The 19,306-nt window shown below is 71.5% G+C and carries 20 protein-coding genes; 11 read left to right on the top strand and 9 right to left on the bottom strand.

The genetic code is table 11. The features are described 5' to 3' along the window. The first annotated feature begins 41 nt into the window (after positions 1-41). Positions 42-965 (top strand): TAXI family TRAP transporter solute-binding subunit, encoded by a 924-nt coding sequence (locus ABZX22_RS06565; protein WP_354906575.1) that lies wholly within the window; start codon positions 42-44, stop codon positions 963-965. On the opposite strand, the gene ABZX22_RS06560 is transcribed toward ABZX22_RS06565, so the two are convergent. The 5 genes from ABZX22_RS06560 to ABZX22_RS06540 form a co-directional block, all read right to left on the bottom strand. Continuing rightward, positions 944-2,287 (bottom strand): HAMP domain-containing sensor histidine kinase, encoded by a 1,344-nt coding sequence (locus tag ABZX22_RS06560; protein WP_354906574.1) that lies wholly within the window; start codon positions 2,285-2,287, stop codon positions 944-946. The genes ABZX22_RS06565 and ABZX22_RS06560 overlap by 22 nt on opposite strands. After that, the gene (locus tag ABZX22_RS06555) at positions 2,284-2,946 is read right to left on the bottom strand and encodes a response regulator transcription factor (RefSeq protein ID WP_354906573.1); all 663 of its coding nucleotides are present in this window, start codon (positions 2,944-2,946) and stop codon (positions 2,284-2,286) included. Before ABZX22_RS06555 ends, ABZX22_RS06560 begins: the two co-directional genes overlap by 4 nt. A gap of 76 nt (positions 2,947-3,022) precedes the next feature. After that, positions 3,023-4,336, bottom strand: a complete 1,314-nt coding sequence (locus ABZX22_RS06550) for an MFS transporter (RefSeq protein WP_354906572.1) — start codon at positions 4,334-4,336, stop codon at positions 3,023-3,025. Between the two features lie 125 nt (positions 4,337-4,461). Further along, entirely contained in the window at positions 4,462-5,466 is a 1,005-nt protein-coding gene (locus ABZX22_RS06545; RefSeq protein WP_354906571.1) for a GNAT family N-acetyltransferase, read from the bottom strand. A gap of 64 nt (positions 5,467-5,530) precedes the next feature. Next, on the bottom strand, positions 5,531-5,776 hold the full coding sequence (locus tag ABZX22_RS06540) for a DUF2630 family protein (RefSeq protein WP_354906570.1): 246 nt from the start codon (positions 5,774-5,776) through the stop codon (positions 5,531-5,533). Between the two features lie 38 nt (positions 5,777-5,814). Here ABZX22_RS06540 and ddaH point away from each other — a divergent pair, with 38 nt between their 5' ends. Both ddaH and leuA read left to right on the top strand, forming a co-directional pair. Further along, the gene (gene ddaH / locus ABZX22_RS06535) at positions 5,815-6,573 is read left to right on the top strand and encodes a dimethylargininase (protein ID WP_354906569.1); all 759 of its coding nucleotides are present in this window, start codon (positions 5,815-5,817) and stop codon (positions 6,571-6,573) included. Between the two features lie 153 nt (positions 6,574-6,726). After that, the gene (gene leuA, locus ABZX22_RS06530) at positions 6,727-8,433 is read left to right on the top strand and encodes a 2-isopropylmalate synthase (RefSeq protein ID WP_354906568.1); all 1,707 of its coding nucleotides are present in this window, start codon (positions 6,727-6,729) and stop codon (positions 8,431-8,433) included. A 74-nt stretch (positions 8,434-8,507) separates the two neighbouring features. Here leuA and ABZX22_RS06525 read toward each other — a convergent pair whose 3' ends face one another. Then, entirely contained in the window at positions 8,508-9,206 is a 699-nt protein-coding gene (locus ABZX22_RS06525; RefSeq protein ID WP_354906567.1) for a TetR/AcrR family transcriptional regulator, read from the bottom strand. Between the two features lie 113 nt (positions 9,207-9,319). Here ABZX22_RS06525 and ABZX22_RS06520 point away from each other — a divergent pair, with 113 nt between their 5' ends. The 3 genes from ABZX22_RS06520 to ABZX22_RS06510 are packed head-to-tail and all read left to right on the top strand — an operon-like array spanning position 9,320 to position 11,594. Next, complete coding sequence (locus ABZX22_RS06520; RefSeq protein WP_354906566.1) at positions 9,320-9,670, top strand: YrdB family protein; 351 nt, start codon at positions 9,320-9,322, stop codon at positions 9,668-9,670. A 48-nt stretch (positions 9,671-9,718) separates the two neighbouring features. Beyond that, on the top strand, positions 9,719-10,630 hold the full coding sequence (locus tag ABZX22_RS06515) for an NAD-dependent epimerase/dehydratase family protein (protein ID WP_354906565.1): 912 nt from the start codon (positions 9,719-9,721) through the stop codon (positions 10,628-10,630). Between the two features lie 52 nt (positions 10,631-10,682). Further along, complete coding sequence (locus tag ABZX22_RS06510; protein ID WP_354906564.1) at positions 10,683-11,594, top strand: Gfo/Idh/MocA family oxidoreductase; 912 nt, start codon at positions 10,683-10,685, stop codon at positions 11,592-11,594. A gap of 110 nt (positions 11,595-11,704) precedes the next feature. On the opposite strand, the gene ABZX22_RS06505 is transcribed toward ABZX22_RS06510, so the two are convergent. After that, positions 11,705-12,592, bottom strand: a complete 888-nt coding sequence (locus ABZX22_RS06505; RefSeq protein ID WP_354906563.1) for a hypothetical protein — start codon at positions 12,590-12,592, stop codon at positions 11,705-11,707. Between the two features lie 200 nt (positions 12,593-12,792). Between ABZX22_RS06505 and ABZX22_RS06500 the strand changes: the two genes are divergently transcribed. Then, positions 12,793-13,164 (top strand): VOC family protein, encoded by a 372-nt coding sequence (locus ABZX22_RS06500; protein ID WP_354906562.1) that lies wholly within the window; start codon positions 12,793-12,795, stop codon positions 13,162-13,164. An 11-nt stretch (positions 13,165-13,175) separates the two neighbouring features. Here ABZX22_RS06500 and ABZX22_RS06495 read toward each other — a convergent pair whose 3' ends face one another. Both ABZX22_RS06495 and ABZX22_RS06490 read right to left on the bottom strand, forming a co-directional pair. Next, entirely contained in the window at positions 13,176-13,655 is a 480-nt protein-coding gene (locus tag ABZX22_RS06495; protein WP_354906561.1) for a cupin domain-containing protein, read from the bottom strand. Positions 13,656-13,714: 59 nt separating this feature from the next. Further along, positions 13,715-14,992, bottom strand: coding sequence for a Glu/Leu/Phe/Val dehydrogenase (locus ABZX22_RS06490; RefSeq protein WP_354906560.1), 1,278 nt, complete (start codon positions 14,990-14,992; stop codon positions 13,715-13,717). Positions 14,993-15,191: 199 nt separating this feature from the next. Between ABZX22_RS06490 and ABZX22_RS06485 the strand changes: the two genes are divergently transcribed. The 4 genes from ABZX22_RS06485 (at position 15,192) to ABZX22_RS06470 (ending at position 19,294) form a co-directional block, all read left to right on the top strand. Next, complete coding sequence (locus ABZX22_RS06485; protein WP_354906559.1) at positions 15,192-16,703, top strand: alkaline phosphatase D family protein; 1,512 nt, start codon at positions 15,192-15,194, stop codon at positions 16,701-16,703. Next, positions 16,693-17,394: a methyltransferase gene (locus ABZX22_RS06480; RefSeq protein ID WP_354906558.1), complete on the top strand. Its 702-nt coding sequence runs from the start codon at positions 16,693-16,695 to the stop codon at positions 17,392-17,394. The genes ABZX22_RS06485 and ABZX22_RS06480 overlap by 11 nt, the downstream gene beginning before the upstream one ends. Before the next feature lie 66 nt (positions 17,395-17,460). Continuing rightward, complete coding sequence (locus tag ABZX22_RS06475; protein ID WP_354906840.1) at positions 17,461-18,039, top strand: RNA polymerase sigma factor; 579 nt, start codon at positions 17,461-17,463, stop codon at positions 18,037-18,039. After that, positions 18,029-19,294: a CU044_5270 family protein gene (locus ABZX22_RS06470; protein WP_354906557.1), complete on the top strand. Its 1,266-nt coding sequence runs from the start codon at positions 18,029-18,031 to the stop codon at positions 19,292-19,294. The genes ABZX22_RS06475 and ABZX22_RS06470 overlap by 11 nt, the downstream gene beginning before the upstream one ends. Positions 19,295-19,306 lie beyond the last annotated feature (12 nt).

The raw sequence follows: 19,306 nt of genomic DNA, 5'->3' as shown, positions 1-19,306 counted from the left end.
TCCTGAGCCCGCCGGCCTCATGACCGGATACCTTGGGGGGCATGTCCGTCACCCGCCGTGCCTTCCTCGCCGTCGCGGCGGGACTGGCGGTCGGCTGGCCGGCGGGCTGTTCGGCGGACCGCGACGAGGCGGCCGGCCTGCGCTTCGCCACCGGCCCCGCCGGGGGACCGTACGAGGCGCTGGGTGACAGGTTCGCCGCCGAGCTGGGGCGGCGCGGCTTCGGCGTCACCGTGCTGAAGACGGCCGCCAGCATCGAGAATCTCACCATGCTCGCCGACGGCAGGGCCGACCTCGGCCTGTCGCTGGCCGACAGCGCCGACGAGGCGGTGCGGGTGCGCCACGCTCCCGTCTTCGCGCTGGCCAGGATGTACATGAACTACGTCCATCTGGTGGTCCGCGCGGACTCACCCGTCGCCAGGATCCAGGACCTGGCGGGCCGCGCGGTCTCGACCGGCGCGGAGGGCTCGGGCACCGCGTTCACCGCCGAGCGCGTGCTGGCGAAGGCCGCGCTCAAGGAACGCGCCCGCACCTCCAGGCTCGGCCTGGACGAGTCGCTCAGGGCGCTGGCCGTCGGCGCCGTCGACGCCTTCTTCTGGTCGGGCGGCGTGCCTACCCCGGCTCTGGCCGCCGGCGACCTCCCGGTCCGGCTGCTGCCCCTCGACTGGCTGGTCGGGCCGCTGCGCAGGCAGTACGGCCCGCTCTACGAGAGCGCGATCGTCCCGGCGGGCGAGTACGGCCAGCCGGCCCCGGTGCCCACCATCGGCACCCCCAGCTACCTGGTGTGCAGGGCCGGGCTCGGCGCCGACGTCGCCTTCGCCGTCACCGAGACCCTCTTCGCCAGCCGCGACCGGCTCGAAGCCCCCGACGCGCCGGGCGGGCGGCTCGACAGGCGCTACGCGATCGGCACCGGCGCCGTGCCGCTGCACGAGGGCGCGGCCCGCTACTACAGGTCCGTGTACGGCTGAGCCGGCCGCAGCGCCACCACCAGCCCCCGCGGCCGGTTGGCCTCCAGCGCCAGCGTCGCCCCGCACGCTCTCGCCAGCTCGGCCGCGATGGCCAGCCCCAGCCCGCTGCCGGGCACGTTGGCGTGCGTGCCCGCCCGCCAGAACCTGCCGAGGGCCTGCACCCGTTCCTCCTCAGGAAGGCCGGGGCCGTCGTCGGCGATCCGCAGCACGCCGCCGGCCAGGGTGACGGTGACGGTGCCGCCGGGCGGGACGAACTTCTGGGCGTTGTCCAGCGCGATGTCGGCCACCCGCGCGGCCGCCTCGGGCACCGTCGCGTCAGGCTCGAGGTCGACCTCGAGGGTGAGGTCCTTCGCGGTGTAGACCTCGCGCCAGCCCGCCAGCCGGGGGGCGAGCGGGGTGAGCGAGTCGAGCTGCTGGGCCACCGCGCCCGCTTCGACCCTGGCCAGCGCGAGCAGGTCCTCCACCAGGCCCGCCAGCCGGTCGACCTCGGCCAGCGCCTCCTCGAACTCCGACGTGCCCTCGGACTTCAGGTGCGGCTCCAGGTTCTCCAGGCGCAGCGACAGCACGGTGAGCGGGGTGCGCAGCTCGTGGGAGGCGTCGGCCACGAACGCCCGCTGCCGGTCGAGCGTCGTGGAGACCGCGTCGGCCATCGCGTTGAACCGTTCCTCCAGCCGCCGCAGCTCGGTCGGCCCCACGCCCGGATGGGCGCGCGCGTCGAGGTGGCCCTCGGCGATCGCCTGCGTGGTGCGGTCGAGCTCGGTGACCGGCCGCAGGATCCACTTGGCCAGCCCTCTGGCGGCCAGCACCGAGTAGCCGAGCGCCACCAGCGCCCCCAGCGCGAGGCCCGCCCACACCAGGGAGACGTCCGCCCGCGCCTGTGTCGTGGGCGCCTGCAGCAGCACCACGCCCGACAGCTGCGCGTCGCGGCCGGCGGGTTCGGCGATGAGCACGTGGCCCGGCCCGAACGGGCTGATCGTCGGCAGGTCCTCGGTCGTCTGCCCGGACAGCGCCAGGCGGATCGCGGCGCCCGTGTCGGCGCGCATGTCGCCGGCCTGGACGAGGGTCGTGCCGTCCCGGCCCTTGACCACGACGGCGGCGCCGTACAGGTCGGCGTAGCGGATGACCTCGGCCGTCAGCGCCGTCCTGTCGTTCTCGCGCGCGGCCTGGTCGGCCAGCTCGGCGAAGCGGGTGGCGTCGGCGCGGCGGTCGAGCAGCAGCCGGTTGGTGCGGTGCGAGGCGTAGGCCATCCCCAGGGGTACGGCCAGCGCCGCGATCATCAGCACGATGAGCGTGGTGAAGGTGACGACCAGCCGGTGTCTCACTGCCCTCCCAGCCGGTAGCCCGTGCCGCGCAGCGTCTCGACCAGGCCGGGACGGCCGGTCTTCGACCGCAGGCCCGCGACGTGGACGTCGAGCGAGCGGGAGGCCGACAGGAGCGGGTCGCCCCACACCTCGTCGAGGATCTCCTCGCGGCTGCGCACCACGCCGGGCTCCCTGGCCAGCAGCGCGAGGACGTCGAACTCCCGCCTGGTCAGCGTGACCGGCTCGCCGGCGACGCTCACCTGGCGGGTCTCCAGGTCGATCCGCACGTCGCCGGCCATGACCACGTGGTCCCTGGCCGGCATGGGGCGGGTGCCGCGGCGCACGACGGCTTCCATGCGGGCCATGAGCTCGGCCGTACGGAACGGCTTGACCAGGTAGTCGTCGGCACCGGAGCGCAGACCGCGCAGGATCTCGCGCTCCTCGGTGCGGGCGGTGACCACGATGACGGGCACCGCGGACACCCGGCGGACGCGGCGCAGCGCCTCGAGCCCGTCCATGTCGGGCAGGCCGAGGTCGAGCAGGACGAAGTCGACGCCCCCCGCCAGGCGGAGGGCGTCGACCGCCAGCCCCGCGCGCACGATCTGGTGACCGTGTCGCGACAGGGCCGTGGTCAGGGCGGCCGCGAGCCGGTCGTCGTCTTCGACCAGGAGAACTCGCATGTGAGGAGCGTAGTGACAACAAACGCGTGATGGGGACCACGGGCTCGCGGCGGCCTGCCGCACGCGTCCGCGCGTCCTACACGCGGGCCAGCTGCGGCTCGGCCTTCTCGCTGGAGGACAGGGCCGCGTCGCGGGTCTCGCGCATCGTGAAGTAGACGATCAGCGAGACGGCGGCGCAGGCCGAGACGTACCAGTAGAAGCCGGACTCGATGCCCGAGTCCTTGAACCACAGCGCCACGTACTCGGCGGTGCCGCCGAACAGCGCGTTGGCGATCGCGTACGGCAGCGCCACGCCGAGCGCCCGCACGTTCGTCGGGAACAGCTCCGCCTTCACCACCGCGTTGATCGAGGTGTAGCCGGTGATGATGATCAGACCGGTCAGCGAGAGGACCAGCGCGCCCCCGAAGCCGCTGACACTCGACAGGGCGGTCATGAGCGGGACGGTGCCCAGCATCGAGCCGAAACCGAAGGTGATCAGCAGCGGGCGGCGGCCGATCCGGTCCGACAGCGCGCCGGCCAGCGGCTGCAGGCACATGAAGATGAACAGCGCGCAGAAGCTGACCATCGTCGCCGTCGTCTTCTCCAGGCCCGCGGTGTTGGACAGGTACTTGGTCAGGTAGGTCGTGTAGGTGTAGTACGCGACCGTGCCGCCCATGGTGAGGGCGATGACCAGCAGGAACTCGCGCTTGTGGGCGAAGAGCTGACGCAGCGTGCCGCGCTCGCGCTCGACCCCCTTCTCCTGCTCGTCGTAGACCTCGGTCTCCATGAGGTTGCGGCGCAGGTAGAACACCACGGCGGCGGCCAGCGCGCCGATGATGAACGGGATGCGCCAGCCCCACGACTTCAGCGCCTCCTCGGTCATCGTGTTCTGCAGGATGATCTGCAGGCCGAGGCCCACGATCTGGCCCGCGGTCATCGAGACGTACTGGAAGCTCGAGGCGAAGCCGCGCTTGCCGGGCGGCGTGGCCTCGGTGAGGTAGGTGGCGCTGGCGGCGTACTCGCCGCCGACCGAGATGCCCTGCAGGAGGCGAGCCACCAGCAGGACGGCCGCGCCGAAGTACCCGGCCGCGGCGTAGGTGGGTGCGATGGCGATCAGCAGGGCGCTGGCCGACATCAGCGTGACGGTCAGGGTGAGGGCCGCCTTGCGGCCCTTCCTGTCGGCGTAGCGGCCGAGCAGCCATCCGCCGATCGGCCGCATGAAGAAGCCGACGGCGAAGATGCCGGCGGTGTTGAGCAGCTGGGCGGTGGCGTCGCCCTTCGGGAAGAACGAGCTCGCGAAGTAGACGGCGAAACTGCTGTAGACGAACCAGTCGTACCACTCGACCAGGTTTCCAACCGATCCGCCGAGCACCGCCTTCCATGGGGTGCGCGCGGCTGCGTGTGTCGTCAAGGGGGACCTCCTGCGAGAGTCGTTGCAGGTCGTAGGCTCTCCACAGAGGGTTGTTCCGTCCAGGGGGATGACGGTTTATCTAACCTCCGCTTAACACAACGGAAATCGCCCGAAGGTAGGATGAATTATTCGGCCTGGCGCCGACAGACCTCTCGCTGCCACTCGGTCCACTCGTCGACCAGCTCGAATCCCATCGCCTCGTTGATCGCGAGCATGTGCGCGTTGGAGGTGGCGTTCCACGTGATGATGCGGTCGACGTCCGGCTCCGTCTCGCGGAACCACAGCAGGTTGGCCAGTTTCAGCACCAGCCCGAGGCGGTGCCCCCGGTGCTCGTCCAGCACCACGGTGTCGGCCTGGCGGCCCCAGCCGTCAGGCTCGGCGCGGTCGACGTAGATGCGGGTGTAGCCGGCCACGGCCCCGTCGGCGGCCCTTCTGGCGATCATGGAGTAGGTCTGCTGCATGAACTCGGCGTTCGTCGCCTCGATCGCCTCGACGCGCCCGGCGTCCCACCGCATGCCCTCGACGTCGTCGCCGTGGGGCGCGTCGTTCATGCCCTCCATCAGCAGTGCCAGGTCCGCGTGCAGCTCGGGCGCGGCCGTGCCCGCCCAGCGCTCGAGACGGTAGCCGGCGGCGTACGGCTCGGCGTCGGCCAGCATGCGTTCGACGCGGCTCCAGTCGGCCGCGCGCAGGTCGAGCGCCCTGCGCGCCTCCCCGAGTGACGGGGTGAAGCCGGTCGCGCGGGCGAAGCCGTCGGCCGGGCCCTTCGCCGGGGCTTCGGTCAGCAGCATGCGGCGGCCCGCCGTACGGGCCCGGTCGGCGGCGTGGGCGACCAGGGCGGTGCCGAGGCCGCGGCGACGGCGCTCGGGGACCACCACGAGGCTGCGCACCACGCCCAGGTGGGTGTTGTCGGTCATCGGCAGGCCCAGGCCGTAGCCGGCCACGACCCTGCCGTCCTCGACCACCGCCCACGCCTCCATCACGTCGCCCGGGAAGCCGCGTGACACCATGGCGGTGTAGCTGGGCAGCGACATACCCGGTCCCGGATGGTCGGCGAGGGCGGCGAGGAACGCCGCGTGCAGCCCGGTCAGCAGGTCGCCGGGCGGGTCGAGGTCGATGCGCTGGATGTCCATGAGGCCAGGCAACCCCAACGGCGCGGCGGACCGCCAGCGAATTACCGGCCGGGAGCGGCGCAGGTCACTGCTGGTAGTTCTCCACCTCGTCGGCCGGACGGGGGGCGGCGTAGTCGGGGTCATCGCCCACGCCACGGCGGGCCCTGCGCTGGCGCAGCAGATCCCAGCACTGGTCGAGCGCCGCCTCCAGTTCCTTGACGCGGGCGTTCTCCTCGTCGGTGGTCACCTCGCCGGAGGCGAGCCGGCCGCGCAGCTCGTGCTCCTCGGTCACGAGGGCGTTGATCCTGCTCAGAATCTCGTTGTCCTGCATGGATCAGACTCTAACCACCGCGTGGTAGAAATCATCCCATGTCGGGTATTGCGCTGGTCAGAACGCCTGGCCCCCATCTGGCCGAGGGCATCGTCACCAACATCGAGCGCGAGCCGGTCGACGCCGACCTCGCGGCGCGCCAGCACGAGCGCTACGTCGAGGCGCTCGGCGCGAACGGCTGGGAGATCCGCCACGTCGAGCGGGCCGACGACCTTCCCGACGGGGTCTTCGTCGAGGACGCGGTCGTGGTCAGCGCCGGCACCGCCGTGCTCACCAGGCCCGGAGCGCCCGAGCGGCGGCCGGAGGTGGAGACGGTGGCGGCGGCCGTCCAGGCGCTGGACCTGGAGATCAGGCGCATCGAGGGGCCCGGCACCCTGGACGGCGGCGACGTCCTGCAGGTCGGCTCGCGGATCTACGTCGGCAGGTCGGCCAGGACCAACGACGAGGGCATCGCCCAGCTCGCCGCGCACCTGCCCGAGCGGGAGGTCGTGCCCGTCGAGATGCGCGGCGTGCTGCACCTGAAGTCGGCCGTCACCGCGCTGCCCGACGGGAGCCTCATCGGCGTTCCCGGGCACGTCGACCTGCCCGGGCTGCTCGTGCCCGAGGAGGAGGCCGGATCCCACCTGGTCCTGCTGGGCGGCGACCGCGTGCTGATGGCCGCCTCCGCGCCCGCCACCGCCGCGTCGCTCGAGAAGCGCGGGCTCGAGGTGGTCCACGTGGACATCTCCGAGTTCGAGAAGCTCGAAGGCTGCGTGACCTGTCTGTCCGTGCTCGTGTCTCGCGATGCGAGACCTTGACACAAGCGTTCCTGAGCGTCTGGTAGCGTGCTTGACGTGTTGCGTGGACTGCTTCTTAGCCGCCGCGGCGGGGGCCTCTAGAAGGCCGGCTCCCTCGTCGCGGAGCGAGTCATGCGCGTCGGCCGTTTCCTTCCGACCGACGAGGATCATGACATGACCGCTCAGCAGCCCAGTTCCATGCCCTTCCAGCGATACCAGTCGTTCGAGCCCATCCGGCTGCCCGACCGCACCTGGCCCGACCGGGTCATCACCAAGGCGCCCCGCTGGTGCGCCGTCGACCTGCGGGACGGCAACCAGGCGCTGATCGACCCGATGGACTCCCACCGCAAGCTCAAGATGTTCGAGCTGCTGGTGCGGATGGGCTACAAGGAGATCGAGGTAGGCTTCCCGTCCGCCTCGCAGACCGACTTCGACTTCGTCCGGCAGATCATCGACGAGGGCCGCGTCCCCGACGACGTGGTGATCCAGGTGCTGACGCAGGCCAGGCCGGAGCTGATCGAGCGGACCTTCGAGGCCATCAGGGGCGCCAGGCAGGCCATCGTCCACCTGTACAACTCCACCTCCACGCTGCAGCGGCGGGTGGTGTTCGGCATGGACAGGGAGGGCATCACCGCGATCGCCGTCGAGGGCGCCAAGCTGGTGCGCAAGCTGGCCGAGGCCTCCGACGTGGACGTCCACTACCAGTACTCCCCGGAGTCGTTCACCGGCACCGAGCTGGAGTACGCGGTCGAGGTGTGCAACGCCGTCAACGACGTGTGGCAGCCCACCCCCGACCGCAAGGTGATCATCAACCTGCCGGCGACGGTCGAGATGGCGACCCCGAACGTCTACGCCGACCAGATCGAGTGGATGCACCGCAACCTGGCCTACCGCGACTCCGTCATCCTGTCGCTGCACCCGCACAACGACCGCGGCACCGCCGTGGCCGCCGCCGAGCTGGGCTACATGGCCGGAGCCGACCGCATCGAGGGCTGCCTGTTCGGCAACGGCGAGCGCACCGGCAACGTCTGCCTGGTCACCCTGGGCATGAACCTGTTCTCGCAGGGCGTCGACCCCGAGATCGACTTCAGTGACATCGACGAGATCCGCCGGGTCACCGAGTACTGCAACCAGCTGCCCGTACACCCGCGCCACCCGTGGGGCGGCGAGCTGGTCTACACCGCCTTCTCCGGCTCCCACCAGGACGCCATCAAGAAGGGCTTCGAGCACCTGGCCGCCGACGCGGCCGCCGCAGGGGTGCCGGTCGACTCCTTCCGGTGGGCGGTGCCGTACCTGCCGATCGACCCCAAGGACATCGGCCGCAGCTACGAGGCGGTCATCAGGGTCAACAGCCAGTCCGGCAAGGGCGGGGTCGCCTACATCATGAAGGCCGACCACCAGCTCGACCTGCCGCGCCGGCTGCAGATCGAGTTCTCCAAGGTCGTGCAGGCCCGCACCGACGAGGAGGGCGGCGAGATCTCGCCGGCCCAGATGTTCGACATCTTCACCGACGAGTACCTGCCGAACCCGGCCAACCGCTGGGGCCGTCTCAGCCTGATGGCGCACCGCCACGAGTCCACCGTCGACGAGAAGGACCGCATCAGCGCCGACGTGCGCATCGACGGGGAGATCCGTGAGGTCGAGGGCACCGGCAACGGGCCCATCTCGGCGTTCATCGACGCGATCTCGGCGCTCGGGTTCGAGGTGCGCGTGCTCGACTACGTGGAGCACGCGATGAGCGCCGGCAGCGACGCCAAGGCCGCCTCGTACCTGGAGTGCGACGTCAACGGCCAGGTGCTGTGGGGAGCCGGCATCGACGGCAACACCACGACGGCCTCGCTTAAGGCGATCATCTCGGCGGTGAACCGGGCCTCCCGCTGACGTGACTCACCCCGGGGGTACGGCACGCCTCGCCGTACCCCCGGTCGGCGTCATGGCCGGCCGGGCCTCGCGTTTCAGCGAAGGCCCAGGTAGTGCGCGATCGAGCGGGCGCCGTGCTCGAACGTGGCCGCCGGCGCGGTCACGACGCTGTTGTACATGCCGAACAGCTCGAAGCTGACCGACCCGTAGACCCATGTCCAGGCGTGGATGCCGCGCAGGATCACCTCGTCCGGCAGCCCCACGAAGATCGCCTCCCGGAGCGCGGCGGCGTCGCCGGCGAACTCCTCCGGGGCCGGCGTGTCGGCGGGCACCTGGATCGCCCCCGCCGCGTGGGCGTCCGACAGCACTTTCGCGAACATGATCCCGTCACGCGCCGCGGGATCGACGGTGTCGGCCGGGGCCTGGTAGCCGGGCACCGGCGTGCCGTGGATCAGCGCGTACTCGTGGGGGTGCGCCAGCGCCCACGCCCTGATCGCCTGGCACATCGCCAGCCAGCGCCCGAGGAAGTCGTCCCGGGCGCATCCGGCGTCGGCCTGCTCGACGGCCGCGCCGACCGCGTTGTAGGCGTCGATGATCAGCGCCGTCAGCAGATCGTCCTTCGTCGGGAAATAGCGGTAGATGGCCGAGGAGACCATCCCCATCTCCCGCGCCACGGCCCGCAACGACAGGCCCGCGGCGCCGTCGGTGGACAGGTGCCGGCGGGCGATGTCGGTGATCTCCCTGATCAGCTCCGCGCGGACGCGTTCTCTGGCGGTACGGCTTGCGGTCGTCATGCGAAGCACGCTACCAGAGCGCCGCCAAAAAACGAGAGCACTGCTCTTGACTCTTCCGCTCTCTTGGGAGAGCATTGCTCTCGTCAATGAACGCCGCTCACGAAGAGGTTCGCATGCTCGCCATCGCCAAGGGAGCCAACCTGGCTCTGATGTTCTTCCTGGAGCTCGGCGTCATCGGCGCGGTCGGCTACTGGGGCTTCACCGCCGGATCCTCCTGGGCCCTGCGGTTGCTGCTGGGCCTCGGCGCGCCTGTCCTGTTCGGCGTGCTGTGGGGCCTGTTCGCGGCGGGCGGTGGCGCCAACGCCACCTACCCCCTCACGGGGATCGCGCGCGGGCTGTTCGAGGTCGCCTGGTTCGGCGGCGGGGCGCTCGCGCTCTACGCTGCCGGGGCGCTCACCCCGGCGGTCGTCCTGGGTGCCGCCTTCGTCGTCAACGGGGTCCTTCGCCTGCTGTGGCACCAGTAGTGAGATCAGGCCACACTCGTACGCGTCTCTTCTGAAGGTAGGTTGATCATGGGTAAGCATGTCGTCGTGGGCGCGGGTCAGGTCGGCCGGCACGTGGCTCGCAAGCTGATCGCGCAGGGCCACGAGGTCGTGGTCGTCACCCGCTCGGGCAGCGGTCCCGAAGGAGTCAGGAGGGTGGCCGCCGACGTGGCGGACAGCGCCGCGCTGATCGAGATCGCCAGGGGTGCCGACGCCGTCTACAACTGCGTCAACCCGCCGTACCACCGCTGGCTCACCGACTGGCCGCCGATGGCCGCGTCCTTCCTGGCGGCGGCCGAGGAGAGCGGCGCGGTGCTGGTGGCGCTGGGCAACCTCTACAGCTACGGCCCGGTTCAGGGGCCGATGACCGAGGACCTGCCGCCGGCCTCCGACAGCCCGAAGGCCCAGGTGCGGGCCGCGATGTGGGCCGACATGCTGGCCGCGCACGAGGCGGGCAGGGTCAGGGTGGCCGAGGTGCGCGGGTCCGACTACTTCGGACCCGGGGCGACGGACCAGTCCTTTCTGGGTGACCGCTTCATCAAGCCGCTCAGGGAGGGCAGGACGATCCCGCTCGTGTGGCCGGCCGACGTTCCGCACAGCTGGACGTACCTGCCGGACGTGGCCGAGGCGCTCGTCGTCGCGGCCGCGGACGAACGGGCCTGGGGCAGGGCCTGGCACGTGCCGACGAGCGAGCCGCTGACGTTCAGGGAGATCGGCGACCGGATGGCGGCCGTCCTGGGCCTGCCCGCGCCGCGGATGAGCCGGCTGCCGTGGCCGCTGGTGCGGGCGATCGGGCTGGTCAACCCGCTGATCGGCGAGCTGCGGCACACCCGCTACCAGTTCGTGGCGCCGTTCGAGATCGACTCGTCGGCCTTCACCGACACCTTCGGGATCAAGCCCACCCCGATCGACGACGCCCTCCGCGCGACGCTGGGCGTGTGAGAGCGCAGCGGGCGGGCGGGAAGAGGTGGAGCGGGCGCACTACGCTCGGTGCATGAAGATTGCCATGATCGGCCTGGGTGACATCGCGGAGAAGGCCTACCTCCCCGTGCTGGCCGCCCAGCCCGACCTCGACCTGCACCTGTGCACCCGCAACGAGCGGACCCTGCGCCGGCTCGGCGCCGCGCACCGCGTGGCCGAGCGGTCCACCTCGGTCGAGGAGGTGGTCGAGGCGGGTGTCGACGCCGCGTTCGTGCACGCGGCCACCGAGGCCCACCCGGCGATCGTGGAGCCGCTGCTGAGGGCGGGGGTGCACGTCTACGTGGACAAGCCCGTCGCCTACACCCTCGACGAGACCCGCCACCTGGTACGGCTGGCCGCCGACCGGCGCGTCTCCCTCATGGTGGGCTTCAACCGCCGCTACGCCCCCGGCTACGCGGGCATGCTCGACCTGTCGCGCCATCTGGTCCTCATGCAGAAGAACCGTCCCGCCCTGCTGGACACGCCGAGGAGGGCGGTGTTCGACGACTTCATCCACGTGGTCGACACGCTCCGCTTCCTCGCTCCCGGGCCCGTGACGGAGACGCGCATCCGTACCAGGATGCGTGACGGGCTGGTCGAGCACCTGGTGCTGGAGCTGGCGGGCGAGGGCTTCATGGCGCACGGCGTCATGAACAGGGTCGGCGCGGCCTCGGAGGAGAGCCTGGAGGTGCTGGGCGAGGGCGTGAAGCGCCGCGTGGTGAACCTGGGCGACGTCGTCGACCACGGCCCCGCGGGGGAGACGCTGGTGCGGCGGCCCGACTGGGTGCCGGTGTCGCGGCAGCGCGGGGTCGAGCAGGCCAGCATGGCCTTCCTCGCCGCGGTGCGGGCGGGCGAGGTGCTGAGCGCGCAGGACGCGCTGGTCACGCACGAGGTCTGCGAGGAGATCGTCGCCGCCTGCGACCGCGAGACGGCCCTCGTCGCCTGAGGGACCTGCGGACGATCCGCGGGCAGCGGGGCACCTCGGCGGGCGAAGGCCGGCGGGGCCGGTGGATGGTTCGGGGCGGACGAGGGATGGTCCGTGGGGAGCGGGGCTTCTCAGCGGGTGAACGTCCGGGGGGCCATGGCGCGGTCGGCGGCGGCGAGGAGCCTGCCGAACGGTCTCGGGGTCAGCCGCGTCATCACCGTGAACCCGGCGGCGTCCCGCAACGGGCTGGAGGAGGAGACCACGCCGGCCACCGCGCGGCCGAGCACGGCGGGCCCTCCGCTGTCGCCGGGCGCGGCGTGGCAGTTGTGCGTGACGAGCACCCCGGGCCCGGCCGCGCCGCCCTCGACGGCGTCGCCGACGCAACGGTGGAGGTCGCTGCCGGGGTAGGAGCCGCCGATCGGGTAGCCGAGCAGTTCGAGGTGCGACAGCGAGTCGCCCCTGCGGGTGAGGCGCGGCCGCAACCCAGGCCCGGTGATCTCCTCCAGCTGCTGGTTCCCGGCGGCGACGCCCACCACGCCGACGTCGTAGGGCAGCTGGGCGGTGGAGTACGGCCTGGCCCGCCATCGCTTGGGCACCCAGAAGCGCACGGCGGGCCAGACGCCGAGCGCCGGACGCCCCGAGCCGTCGCGGTTGTAGGCGGGCATGAAGACGATCCGGTCGAAGCGGTGGCCGTCGCCGTACAGGCAGTGGGCCGCGGTCAGCACCAGGCTGCGGCTGTGCGACCGGAGCACGACCGCGCCGCAGGTCAGCTCCCTGCGGCTGACGGGGTCGTGGCTCACCAGCAGCCCCGCCAGCCGGTACCTGCCCGTGTACGGCCGCGCCACGGGCGCGTGCCCGAGCCGGTCGCCTCCCGGCGTGAGGACCCGCCGGCCCGGCACCGACAGCGCTGACATCGCGGGAACCGGCGCGCCGCTCCCGCCGGCAGAGTCGCGCGCGTCCACGGTGGGACCTGCGCCCACCGGCAGGAGCAACCCTGCCGCCACCACGAGCCTGAGCACCCGTCCCCCCAAGTTTTGATCTTGCGCACTCTATCGGGCAGGGTGGCGTTCTGCCAGGTCATGGGCCTGGTCGCGGTCCATGTCGCGGGCCATGTCGTGGGCCGGGTCGCGGGCCGGGTCGTGGGCCGGCTTGGCGACTGTGTACGTGGTCGGCGCGTGCCGGAATTGCCAGGGGCGGTGAACAATGGTGCGGTGGTGTCATGGCTGTCGACCTGAACCACACCATCGTGCCGAGCAGGGACAAGCACGCCTCCGCCGCCTTCATCGCGGAGATCCTGGGGCTGAAGGCGGGCCCGCAGTGGGGTCCGTTCGTGCCCGTCGAGACCGCCAACGGCGTCACCCTCGACTACATGGACTCGGCCGACGTCCGGCCGAACCACTACTGCTTCATCGTCAGCGAGGCCGAGTTCGACGAGATCTTCGGGCGCATCCAGGCGCGCGGTCTGGACTTCTGGGCCGATCCAGGGCACGCGAAGGCGGGGATGATCAACCACCTGTACGGCGGCCGCGGCGTCTACTTCGACGACCCCGACGGCCACCGCATGGAGGTCATCACCGCCCCCTACGCGTAAGCCTGAACCGCTCAGAGCCAGTAGTTGTCGTGGCGGAGGTAGAACTCGGCCTTCTCCTCGTCGCTCATGGTGGCGACGTCGAGCAGGCCCTCGAAGTAGCCCTCGCGAGGCGCGCCGGGCGAGAAGTGCAGCAGCATGGAGGCGGGCTCGCCCGACTCGTTGCGGAAGCCGTGCACGCCGCCCGCGGGCACGTGGACCCAGTCGCCCGGCTTCGTCTCGAGCCAGCGGTCACCGTTGTAGATGCTGATCGTGCCTTCGAGGACGAAGAAGGACTCGGTGATCGTCTTGTGGAAGTGCGGTCCGGGGCCGCTCGGCGTGGGCCCCATGTTCCAGCGGTAGAGGCCGAACAGGCCGCCGGTGGAGGCGCCGGTGGCCAGGTAGTCGACGGTGTTGCCGGTCGGGTAGACCAGGTCGGGCGCGGATCCGGCGGGACGGTGGACGGCGCTGTTCTCGCCCTTGTCGTCGAAGTAGATCGGGTCGGGATATGTCATAGCGCGCATCCTAAGGACCCGGGCGGCGCGGATCTTCACCCGCGCCGCCCTGACACGCGTCAGGGGTAGAGACCGCGCATCTGGTGGGCCTCGGCGACCCTGCCCACGCCGATCACGTGGGCCGCCTGGCGCAGGGTGATCCCGCGCGCCTCCGCCACCGACCTGACCTCGCCGAAGGCGCCTTCCATGAGGTCGCGGAGCCTGATCTCGACGTCGTCGGCGCTCCACGAGTAGGCCTGCATGTTCTGCACCCACTCCAGGTACGACACGATCACGCCGCCGGCGTTGGCCAGGATGTCGGGGACGATCGTGGTGCCGTGCGCCGCCAGGATCTCGTCCGCCTCGGGCGTGGTCGGGCCGTTGGCGCCCTCGACGATGAGCCGGGCCTTGACCCGCGGCGCGTTCTCGGCGGTGATCGCGCCCTCCAGCGCGGCGGGAACCAGGACGTCCACGTCCAGCTCCAGCAGCGCGGCGTGGTCCATCGCGTCGGCGTGCCGGTAGCCGGCGACGCCGCCGGACTCGGCCACCCACGCGCGCAGGCCGGCGATGTCAAGCCCGGCGGCGTTGTGGACCGCCCCGGTGACGTCGGAGACCGCGACCACCTTGGCGCCCGCGTCGGACAGGTACTGCGCGGCCAGCGCGCCCACCTTGCCGAAGCCCTGCACGGCGACGCTCACCCCTTCGGGGGAGCGGCCCAGCGCGGACAGCGTCGCGATCTGCACGCCCCTGGAGGTGGCCCCGGCACGGCCGAGCGACCCGCCCAGCGTCATCGGCTTGCCCGTGACGACGCCCGGCACCGAGTACCCGGCGTTGACGCTGTAGGTGTCCATGATCCAGGCCATGGTCTGCTCGTCGGTGCCGACGTCCGGGGCGGGGATGTCCTTCTCGGGGCCGATGAGCGGGAGGATCTCGTTGACGTAGCGGCGGGTCAGCCGCTCGAGCTCCCTGGTGGTGAGCGCGGTCGGGTCCACGCACACGCCGCCCTTGGCGCCGCCGTACGGGATGCCCACCAGCGCGCACTTCCAGGTCATCCACATGGCCAGCGCGGTGACCTCGTGGATGTCGGTGGCCGGGTGGAAGCGGATGCCGCCCTTGGCGGGGCCGCGCGAGACGTTGTGCTGGACGCGGAAGCCCTGCACGACGTCCATCGTGCCGTCCTCGCGGCGGACCGGGACGGAGACGGTCAGCGAGCGGCGCGGCGTGGCGAGCATCGTGCGCAGGCCCTGGTCGAGGCCGAGGTGCTCGGCCGCCTGGTCGAGCTGGTGGAGAGCGGAGTCGAGGGCTTGTCGCCCGGGTGTGATCAGGGCCGGCGTCCTTGACGGCACCATGACGGTCATGGGAAGGATTCCTCCTGTTATGTACGCCCAAAGCGGGAAAGCGCCATTGCTTTACCCATGGGCGGTTCTGTGATGATCAGCGTAACCCGTGGCTGATCCCCATACTGAAGATCCAAGCTGGAGATCGACGCGAGGGGAACATGCCACTCTGGCAGTCTTGAGGCGAGAACCGCGCCGAAACGTCACATCGAGGGGACGAATGGCTGATCTGCTCGTCGGTCCGATGCTCCGCTACGTCGATTCCACGCACGCCGCCATCTGGGTGGAGACCGACCAGCCCGGCGTGGTCACGGTGTGCGGGCGGTGGGACACCCCCACCTTCACCGTCCACGGCCACCACTACGCGATCGTCGACCTGGAGGGCTTCCAGGGCGAGTACACCGTCGAGGTGAACGGCGAGCAGGTGTGGCCGATCGACCGGCCCAGCCGGATCGAACTCATGCCGCCCGAAGGGCCCTCGCGGGTGATGTTCGGCTCCTGCCGTACCAGTGTGCCGCACGACGCGGCGCACACCGCCACCCACGGCGTGGACGTGCTGCGCGCCTACGCGCGCAGCGACAGGCCGCTGCCCGAACTGCTGCTGATGATCGGCGACCAGGTCTACGCCGACAAGCCCGCACCGGCCGTGCTGGAGCTCATCGCCTCGCGCAGGAGTCCCGGCGAGGAGCCGGCCCAGGAGATCGCCGACTTCGAGGAGTACGCCGCGCTCTACCGCCAGGCGTGGACCGACGACCCCGACATCCGGTGGCTGCTGTCGACGGTGCCGACCGCCATGATCTTCGACGACCACGACCTGCGCGACGACTGGAACACCTCCCAGGACTGGCGCGCCGCGATGGCGCACACCCCCTGGTGGCACCGGCGCGTGGTCGCCGGGCTCGGCGCCTACTGGATCTACCAGCACCTGGGCAACATGTCGCAGGACGAGCGCGCGGGCGACCCGGTGCTGGCCGCGCTGAAGCGGGGCGAGGGCGCCGCCGTGCTCGACGACTTCGCCGCCAAGGCCGACGCCGAACCGAGCAGCAACAGGTGGAGCTACGCCCGCGACCTCGGACACTCCCGGCTGATCGTGGTCGACACCAGGTGTGCGCGCCAGCTGACGCCCGGCGACCGGCGGATGCTCGACCCCGGCGAGTGGGAATGGCTGCGGGACCAGATCGCGCGCACGCGAGGACGGCTGATCATCGGCTCGTCGATCCCGTTCCTGCTGCCCGAGGGCGTCCACTACGTCCAGAACTGGAACGAGGCGCTGTGCGACGGCAAGTGGGGCAAGACCGTCGCGCGGCTGTCGGAGTGGTTCCGGCAGACCTTCGACCTGGAGCACTGGGCCGCCTTCCGCCGCTCCTTCGACGACCTGGCGCGGCTGCTGGTCAAGCTCGGCGAGCCGGTGCTGATCCTGTCGGGCGACGTGCACTACTCGTACCTTGCGCAGGCGCCCGGGCCGATCTACCAGATCGTCTGCTCGCCCATCCGCAACCCGCTGAGCAAGGCGCTGCGCCTGGCCAACATCTTCACCCAGTTCGGCGTCGCCACATTGATCGGCGGCCTGCTCGCCTCGCTCGCCCGCCTCCCACGCCCGCCGTTCCGCTGGCGGGTGACCAAGGGGCCGGTGTTCCAGAACGCGCTGGCGGCGCTGGAGTTCGGCGAGCGGATCACCGTTGTCTGGTACGGCGAGTCGCTGCAGCCGCTAGAAACAGTCCATGACCTTTGACCAGTACGCCCCGGCTGTCCCCTTCTATGACCTGTGGCACGAGGATGGGCACGTGCCCGAGGTGAGGGAGAAGCTTCCCCCGCTGGTGCGCGGGTCGGTGCTGGAGATCGGCGCGGGCACCGGCCTCATCACCGAGGTCATCGCCGACGCCACCGACGGCGAGATCTTCGCCCTGGAGCCCTCTCTCGGCATGCGGTCGGTGCTGCTGTCCAGGCTCGCGGCCCGTCCCGGCCTGCTGGAGAGGGTGACCGTCCTGCCGTACGGTGCGCTCGACGTCGACCTCGACGAGCCGGTGGACATGGTCGTGATGATCGCCGTGCTCTACGCGATCGACGACCGGCCGAAGCTGTGGGAGACCCTCGCCCGCCGGCTGGTGCCCGGCGGCCGGCTGGTCTTCAACTTCGCCGAGCGGCCCATGCCGGTGCCCGGCGAGCCCTCCCGGATGGCCGCCTACCCGGTGGGCAGGCACACCTACGAGATCTGGGGGCGGACGCACGCCGTCGAGGGCGAGAAGATCGAGGCGAGCTTCACCTACCGGATCGTCCACGGGGACGCCGTCATCAGCGAGGACGTCGTCGAGAGCGTCACCTACCGGCCCTCCGCCGCCACCCTGCGCGCCGAGCTGACCGAGGCGGGCTTCGTGCCCGACGAGGCGCCTGAGGGGCTGCTGGCATGGAGGCTCGCAAAGTAGGGGGAACCGGACTCCCGGCTGCGGCCAAGTACAGGGTGACCGCAGAAAGGAATCCCTCCCGTGGTGATGGCGCAGGCGTTGGACGACGCGACGTTGGTCGGGCAGTCGGTGAGCGAACCGGAGATGTTCGCCACGCTGTTCGACCGGCACGCCGATGAGATCTTCAGGTACGCCGCGCGGCGGCTCGGCCCCGAACTGGCCGAGGACGCCGTGGGCGAGGTGTTCCTGGCCGCCTTCCGCGGCAGGGCGCGCTACGACCGCTCGCGTTCCGACGCCAGGCCATGGCTGTACGGCATCGCGACCAAGGTCGTGGCGCAGCACCGCAGGGCCGAGCGCCGCCGTACGCAGGCCATGGCGCGCCTCTCGCCCGACCGGCCGGGATCCTTCGACGAGCGCAGCGCCGACCGGGTCACCGCGGAGCAGCTTCAACCCAGGCTCGCCAAGGCGCTCACGCGCCTGTCTGCGGCCGAACGGGACCTGCTGCTGCTGGTGGCGTGGGCGGATCTGACCTACGAGGATGTGGCGCTCGCACTCGACATCCCCGTCGGCACCGTCCGCTCACGCCTGCACCGGCTCAGGACGAAGGTGCGCAGGGCCCTTGGCGGCATCGATCCCTTCAAGGAGGAGCCCGAGCATGGACGATGAGATCAGGATCTTCGCCGAGGGACGGCCGGCCGTCCCGCCGTACCCCTCGGAGGCGCGGGAGACCGCCCGCCGCCGCCTGGTGCAGGAGGCCACGGCGCGGCACCGCTTCCGGTTGCCCCGCATCGGCTGGCAGGCGGCGGGGGCCTTCGGCCTGACCGTGGCGCTGGTCGGCGGCGTGGCGTTCACGCTGTCCGCCACCGGACGGGACGGCACGGTGGCCCGTCCCGCGGCGCCGGTCCTGGCGGGGGTGAGCGACGAGCCGGCGCCCAAGCCGGGGCAGTTCGTGCTGGTGGAGTCGGAGACGATGTACGCCGCCATGTCGATGGGCGAGCAGGAGTCCCGCTACCTCTACCGGACCAAGCGCCAGCTGTGGCGCTCGGCGGACGCCAGCGCCGACGGCCTGCTGTCCATCGAAGGGCTGGAGCCCAAGCAGTTCCCCGGCTGGCCGATGCCGGAGGAGGCCGGCAAGTGGCAGGGCAAGGAGTGGATGCGGCTGGCCAACTGCCCCGACAGGATGGGCGAGGCCCGCTCCGACCACGCCTATCTCGCCACGCTCCCGGCCGACGCGGACGGCATGCGCGCCTACCTGGAGAAGCGCGGCAAGGTGACCAACAACAACGCCTTCGGCGTGGTGGGCGACCTGATCAGGGAGACGTATCTGCCGCGGCCGCAACGCGAGGCGCTGTTCAACGCCGCCAAGGCGCTGCCCGGGGTGGAGGTCGCCGAGGGAGTGGAGGACGGCGCGGGCCGCAAGGGCACCGCGCTCGGCAGCAAGGTGCAGGGCGGCATGCTCGAACAGCTCGTCTTCGACCCCACGACCTTCATGTTCATGGGGGAGCGCGGGACGGTCGTGGACGCGAAGAGCGCGGGGGCGCCGGTCGGCTCGGTGCTCGCGCTGACCGCGCAGACAGGTGTCTCCGTCGTCGACGCGCTCCCGGCGGAGAGCGCCTCCGCCGCGCACGACAGCAGCTGCGAGGACCTGGGCCGGCCGACGACGAAGGCCGACCCGCGATTCTCGGCCGAGCCGACGGCGCCCGTCTCCGCCGAGCCGACACTGCCCGCGTCCGCCGAGTCGACGGCGCCCGCGCCCGGTGAGCCGACGGTGACCGTGACGCCCGTACCGGATCGGGACGCGCCCTCCGCGGCCCAGGACAGCGGCGCGCCGTCCAGGCCGCAGGACGTGCCCGCCGAGTCGGCGCCGCAGGCGCCCGTCCCGACCGTGACCGTGACGATGATGCCGAGCTCCGACCGCTGACCACCGTCGGTA

Origin of the sequence: Nonomuraea sp. NPDC003804 (assembly GCF_040610675.1) — a bacterium.
Classification (GTDB): Bacteria; Actinomycetota; Actinomycetes; order Streptosporangiales; family Streptosporangiaceae; genus Nonomuraea.
This window is presented reverse-complemented; position numbering and strand designations above follow the sequence as displayed.

What these genes read in the sequence shown, in the direction of transcription:
- ABZX22_RS06565 (WP_354906575.1), top strand. Translation starts at nt 42, where the DNA reads ATGTCCGTCACCCGCCGTGCCTTCCTCGCCGTCGCGGCGGGACTGGCG.
- ABZX22_RS06555 (WP_354906573.1), bottom strand. Translation starts at nt 2,946, where the DNA reads ATGCGAGTTCTCCTGGTCGAAGACGACGACCGGCTCGCGGCCGCCCTG.
- ABZX22_RS06545 (WP_354906571.1), bottom strand. Translation starts at nt 5,466, where the DNA reads ATGGACATCCAGCGCATCGACCTCGACCCGCCCGGCGACCTGCTGACC.
- ABZX22_RS06540 (WP_354906570.1), bottom strand. Translation starts at nt 5,776, where the DNA reads ATGCAGGACAACGAGATTCTGAGCAGGATCAACGCCCTCGTGACCGAG.
- ddaH (WP_354906569.1), top strand. Translation starts at nt 5,815, where the DNA reads ATGTCGGGTATTGCGCTGGTCAGAACGCCTGGCCCCCATCTGGCCGAG.
- leuA (WP_354906568.1), top strand. Translation starts at nt 6,727, where the DNA reads ATGACCGCTCAGCAGCCCAGTTCCATGCCCTTCCAGCGATACCAGTCG.
- ABZX22_RS06525 (WP_354906567.1), bottom strand. Translation starts at nt 9,206, where the DNA reads ATGACGACCGCAAGCCGTACCGCCAGAGAACGCGTCCGCGCGGAGCTG.
- ABZX22_RS06520 (WP_354906566.1), top strand. Translation starts at nt 9,320, where the DNA reads ATGCTCGCCATCGCCAAGGGAGCCAACCTGGCTCTGATGTTCTTCCTG.
- ABZX22_RS06515 (WP_354906565.1), top strand. Translation starts at nt 9,719, where the DNA reads ATGGGTAAGCATGTCGTCGTGGGCGCGGGTCAGGTCGGCCGGCACGTG.
- ABZX22_RS06510 (WP_354906564.1), top strand. Translation starts at nt 10,683, where the DNA reads ATGAAGATTGCCATGATCGGCCTGGGTGACATCGCGGAGAAGGCCTAC.
- ABZX22_RS06500 (WP_354906562.1), top strand. Translation starts at nt 12,793, where the DNA reads ATGGCTGTCGACCTGAACCACACCATCGTGCCGAGCAGGGACAAGCAC.
- ABZX22_RS06495 (WP_354906561.1), bottom strand. Translation starts at nt 13,655, where the DNA reads ATGACATATCCCGACCCGATCTACTTCGACGACAAGGGCGAGAACAGC.
- ABZX22_RS06490 (WP_354906560.1), bottom strand. Translation starts at nt 14,992, where the DNA reads ATGACCGTCATGGTGCCGTCAAGGACGCCGGCCCTGATCACACCCGGG.
- ABZX22_RS06485 (WP_354906559.1), top strand. Translation starts at nt 15,192, where the DNA reads ATGGCTGATCTGCTCGTCGGTCCGATGCTCCGCTACGTCGATTCCACG.
- ABZX22_RS06480 (WP_354906558.1), top strand. Translation starts at nt 16,693, where the DNA reads ATGACCTTTGACCAGTACGCCCCGGCTGTCCCCTTCTATGACCTGTGG.
- ABZX22_RS06475 (WP_354906840.1), top strand. Translation starts at nt 17,461, where the DNA reads ATGGCGCAGGCGTTGGACGACGCGACGTTGGTCGGGCAGTCGGTGAGC.
- ABZX22_RS06470 (WP_354906557.1), top strand. Translation starts at nt 18,029, where the DNA reads ATGGACGATGAGATCAGGATCTTCGCCGAGGGACGGCCGGCCGTCCCG.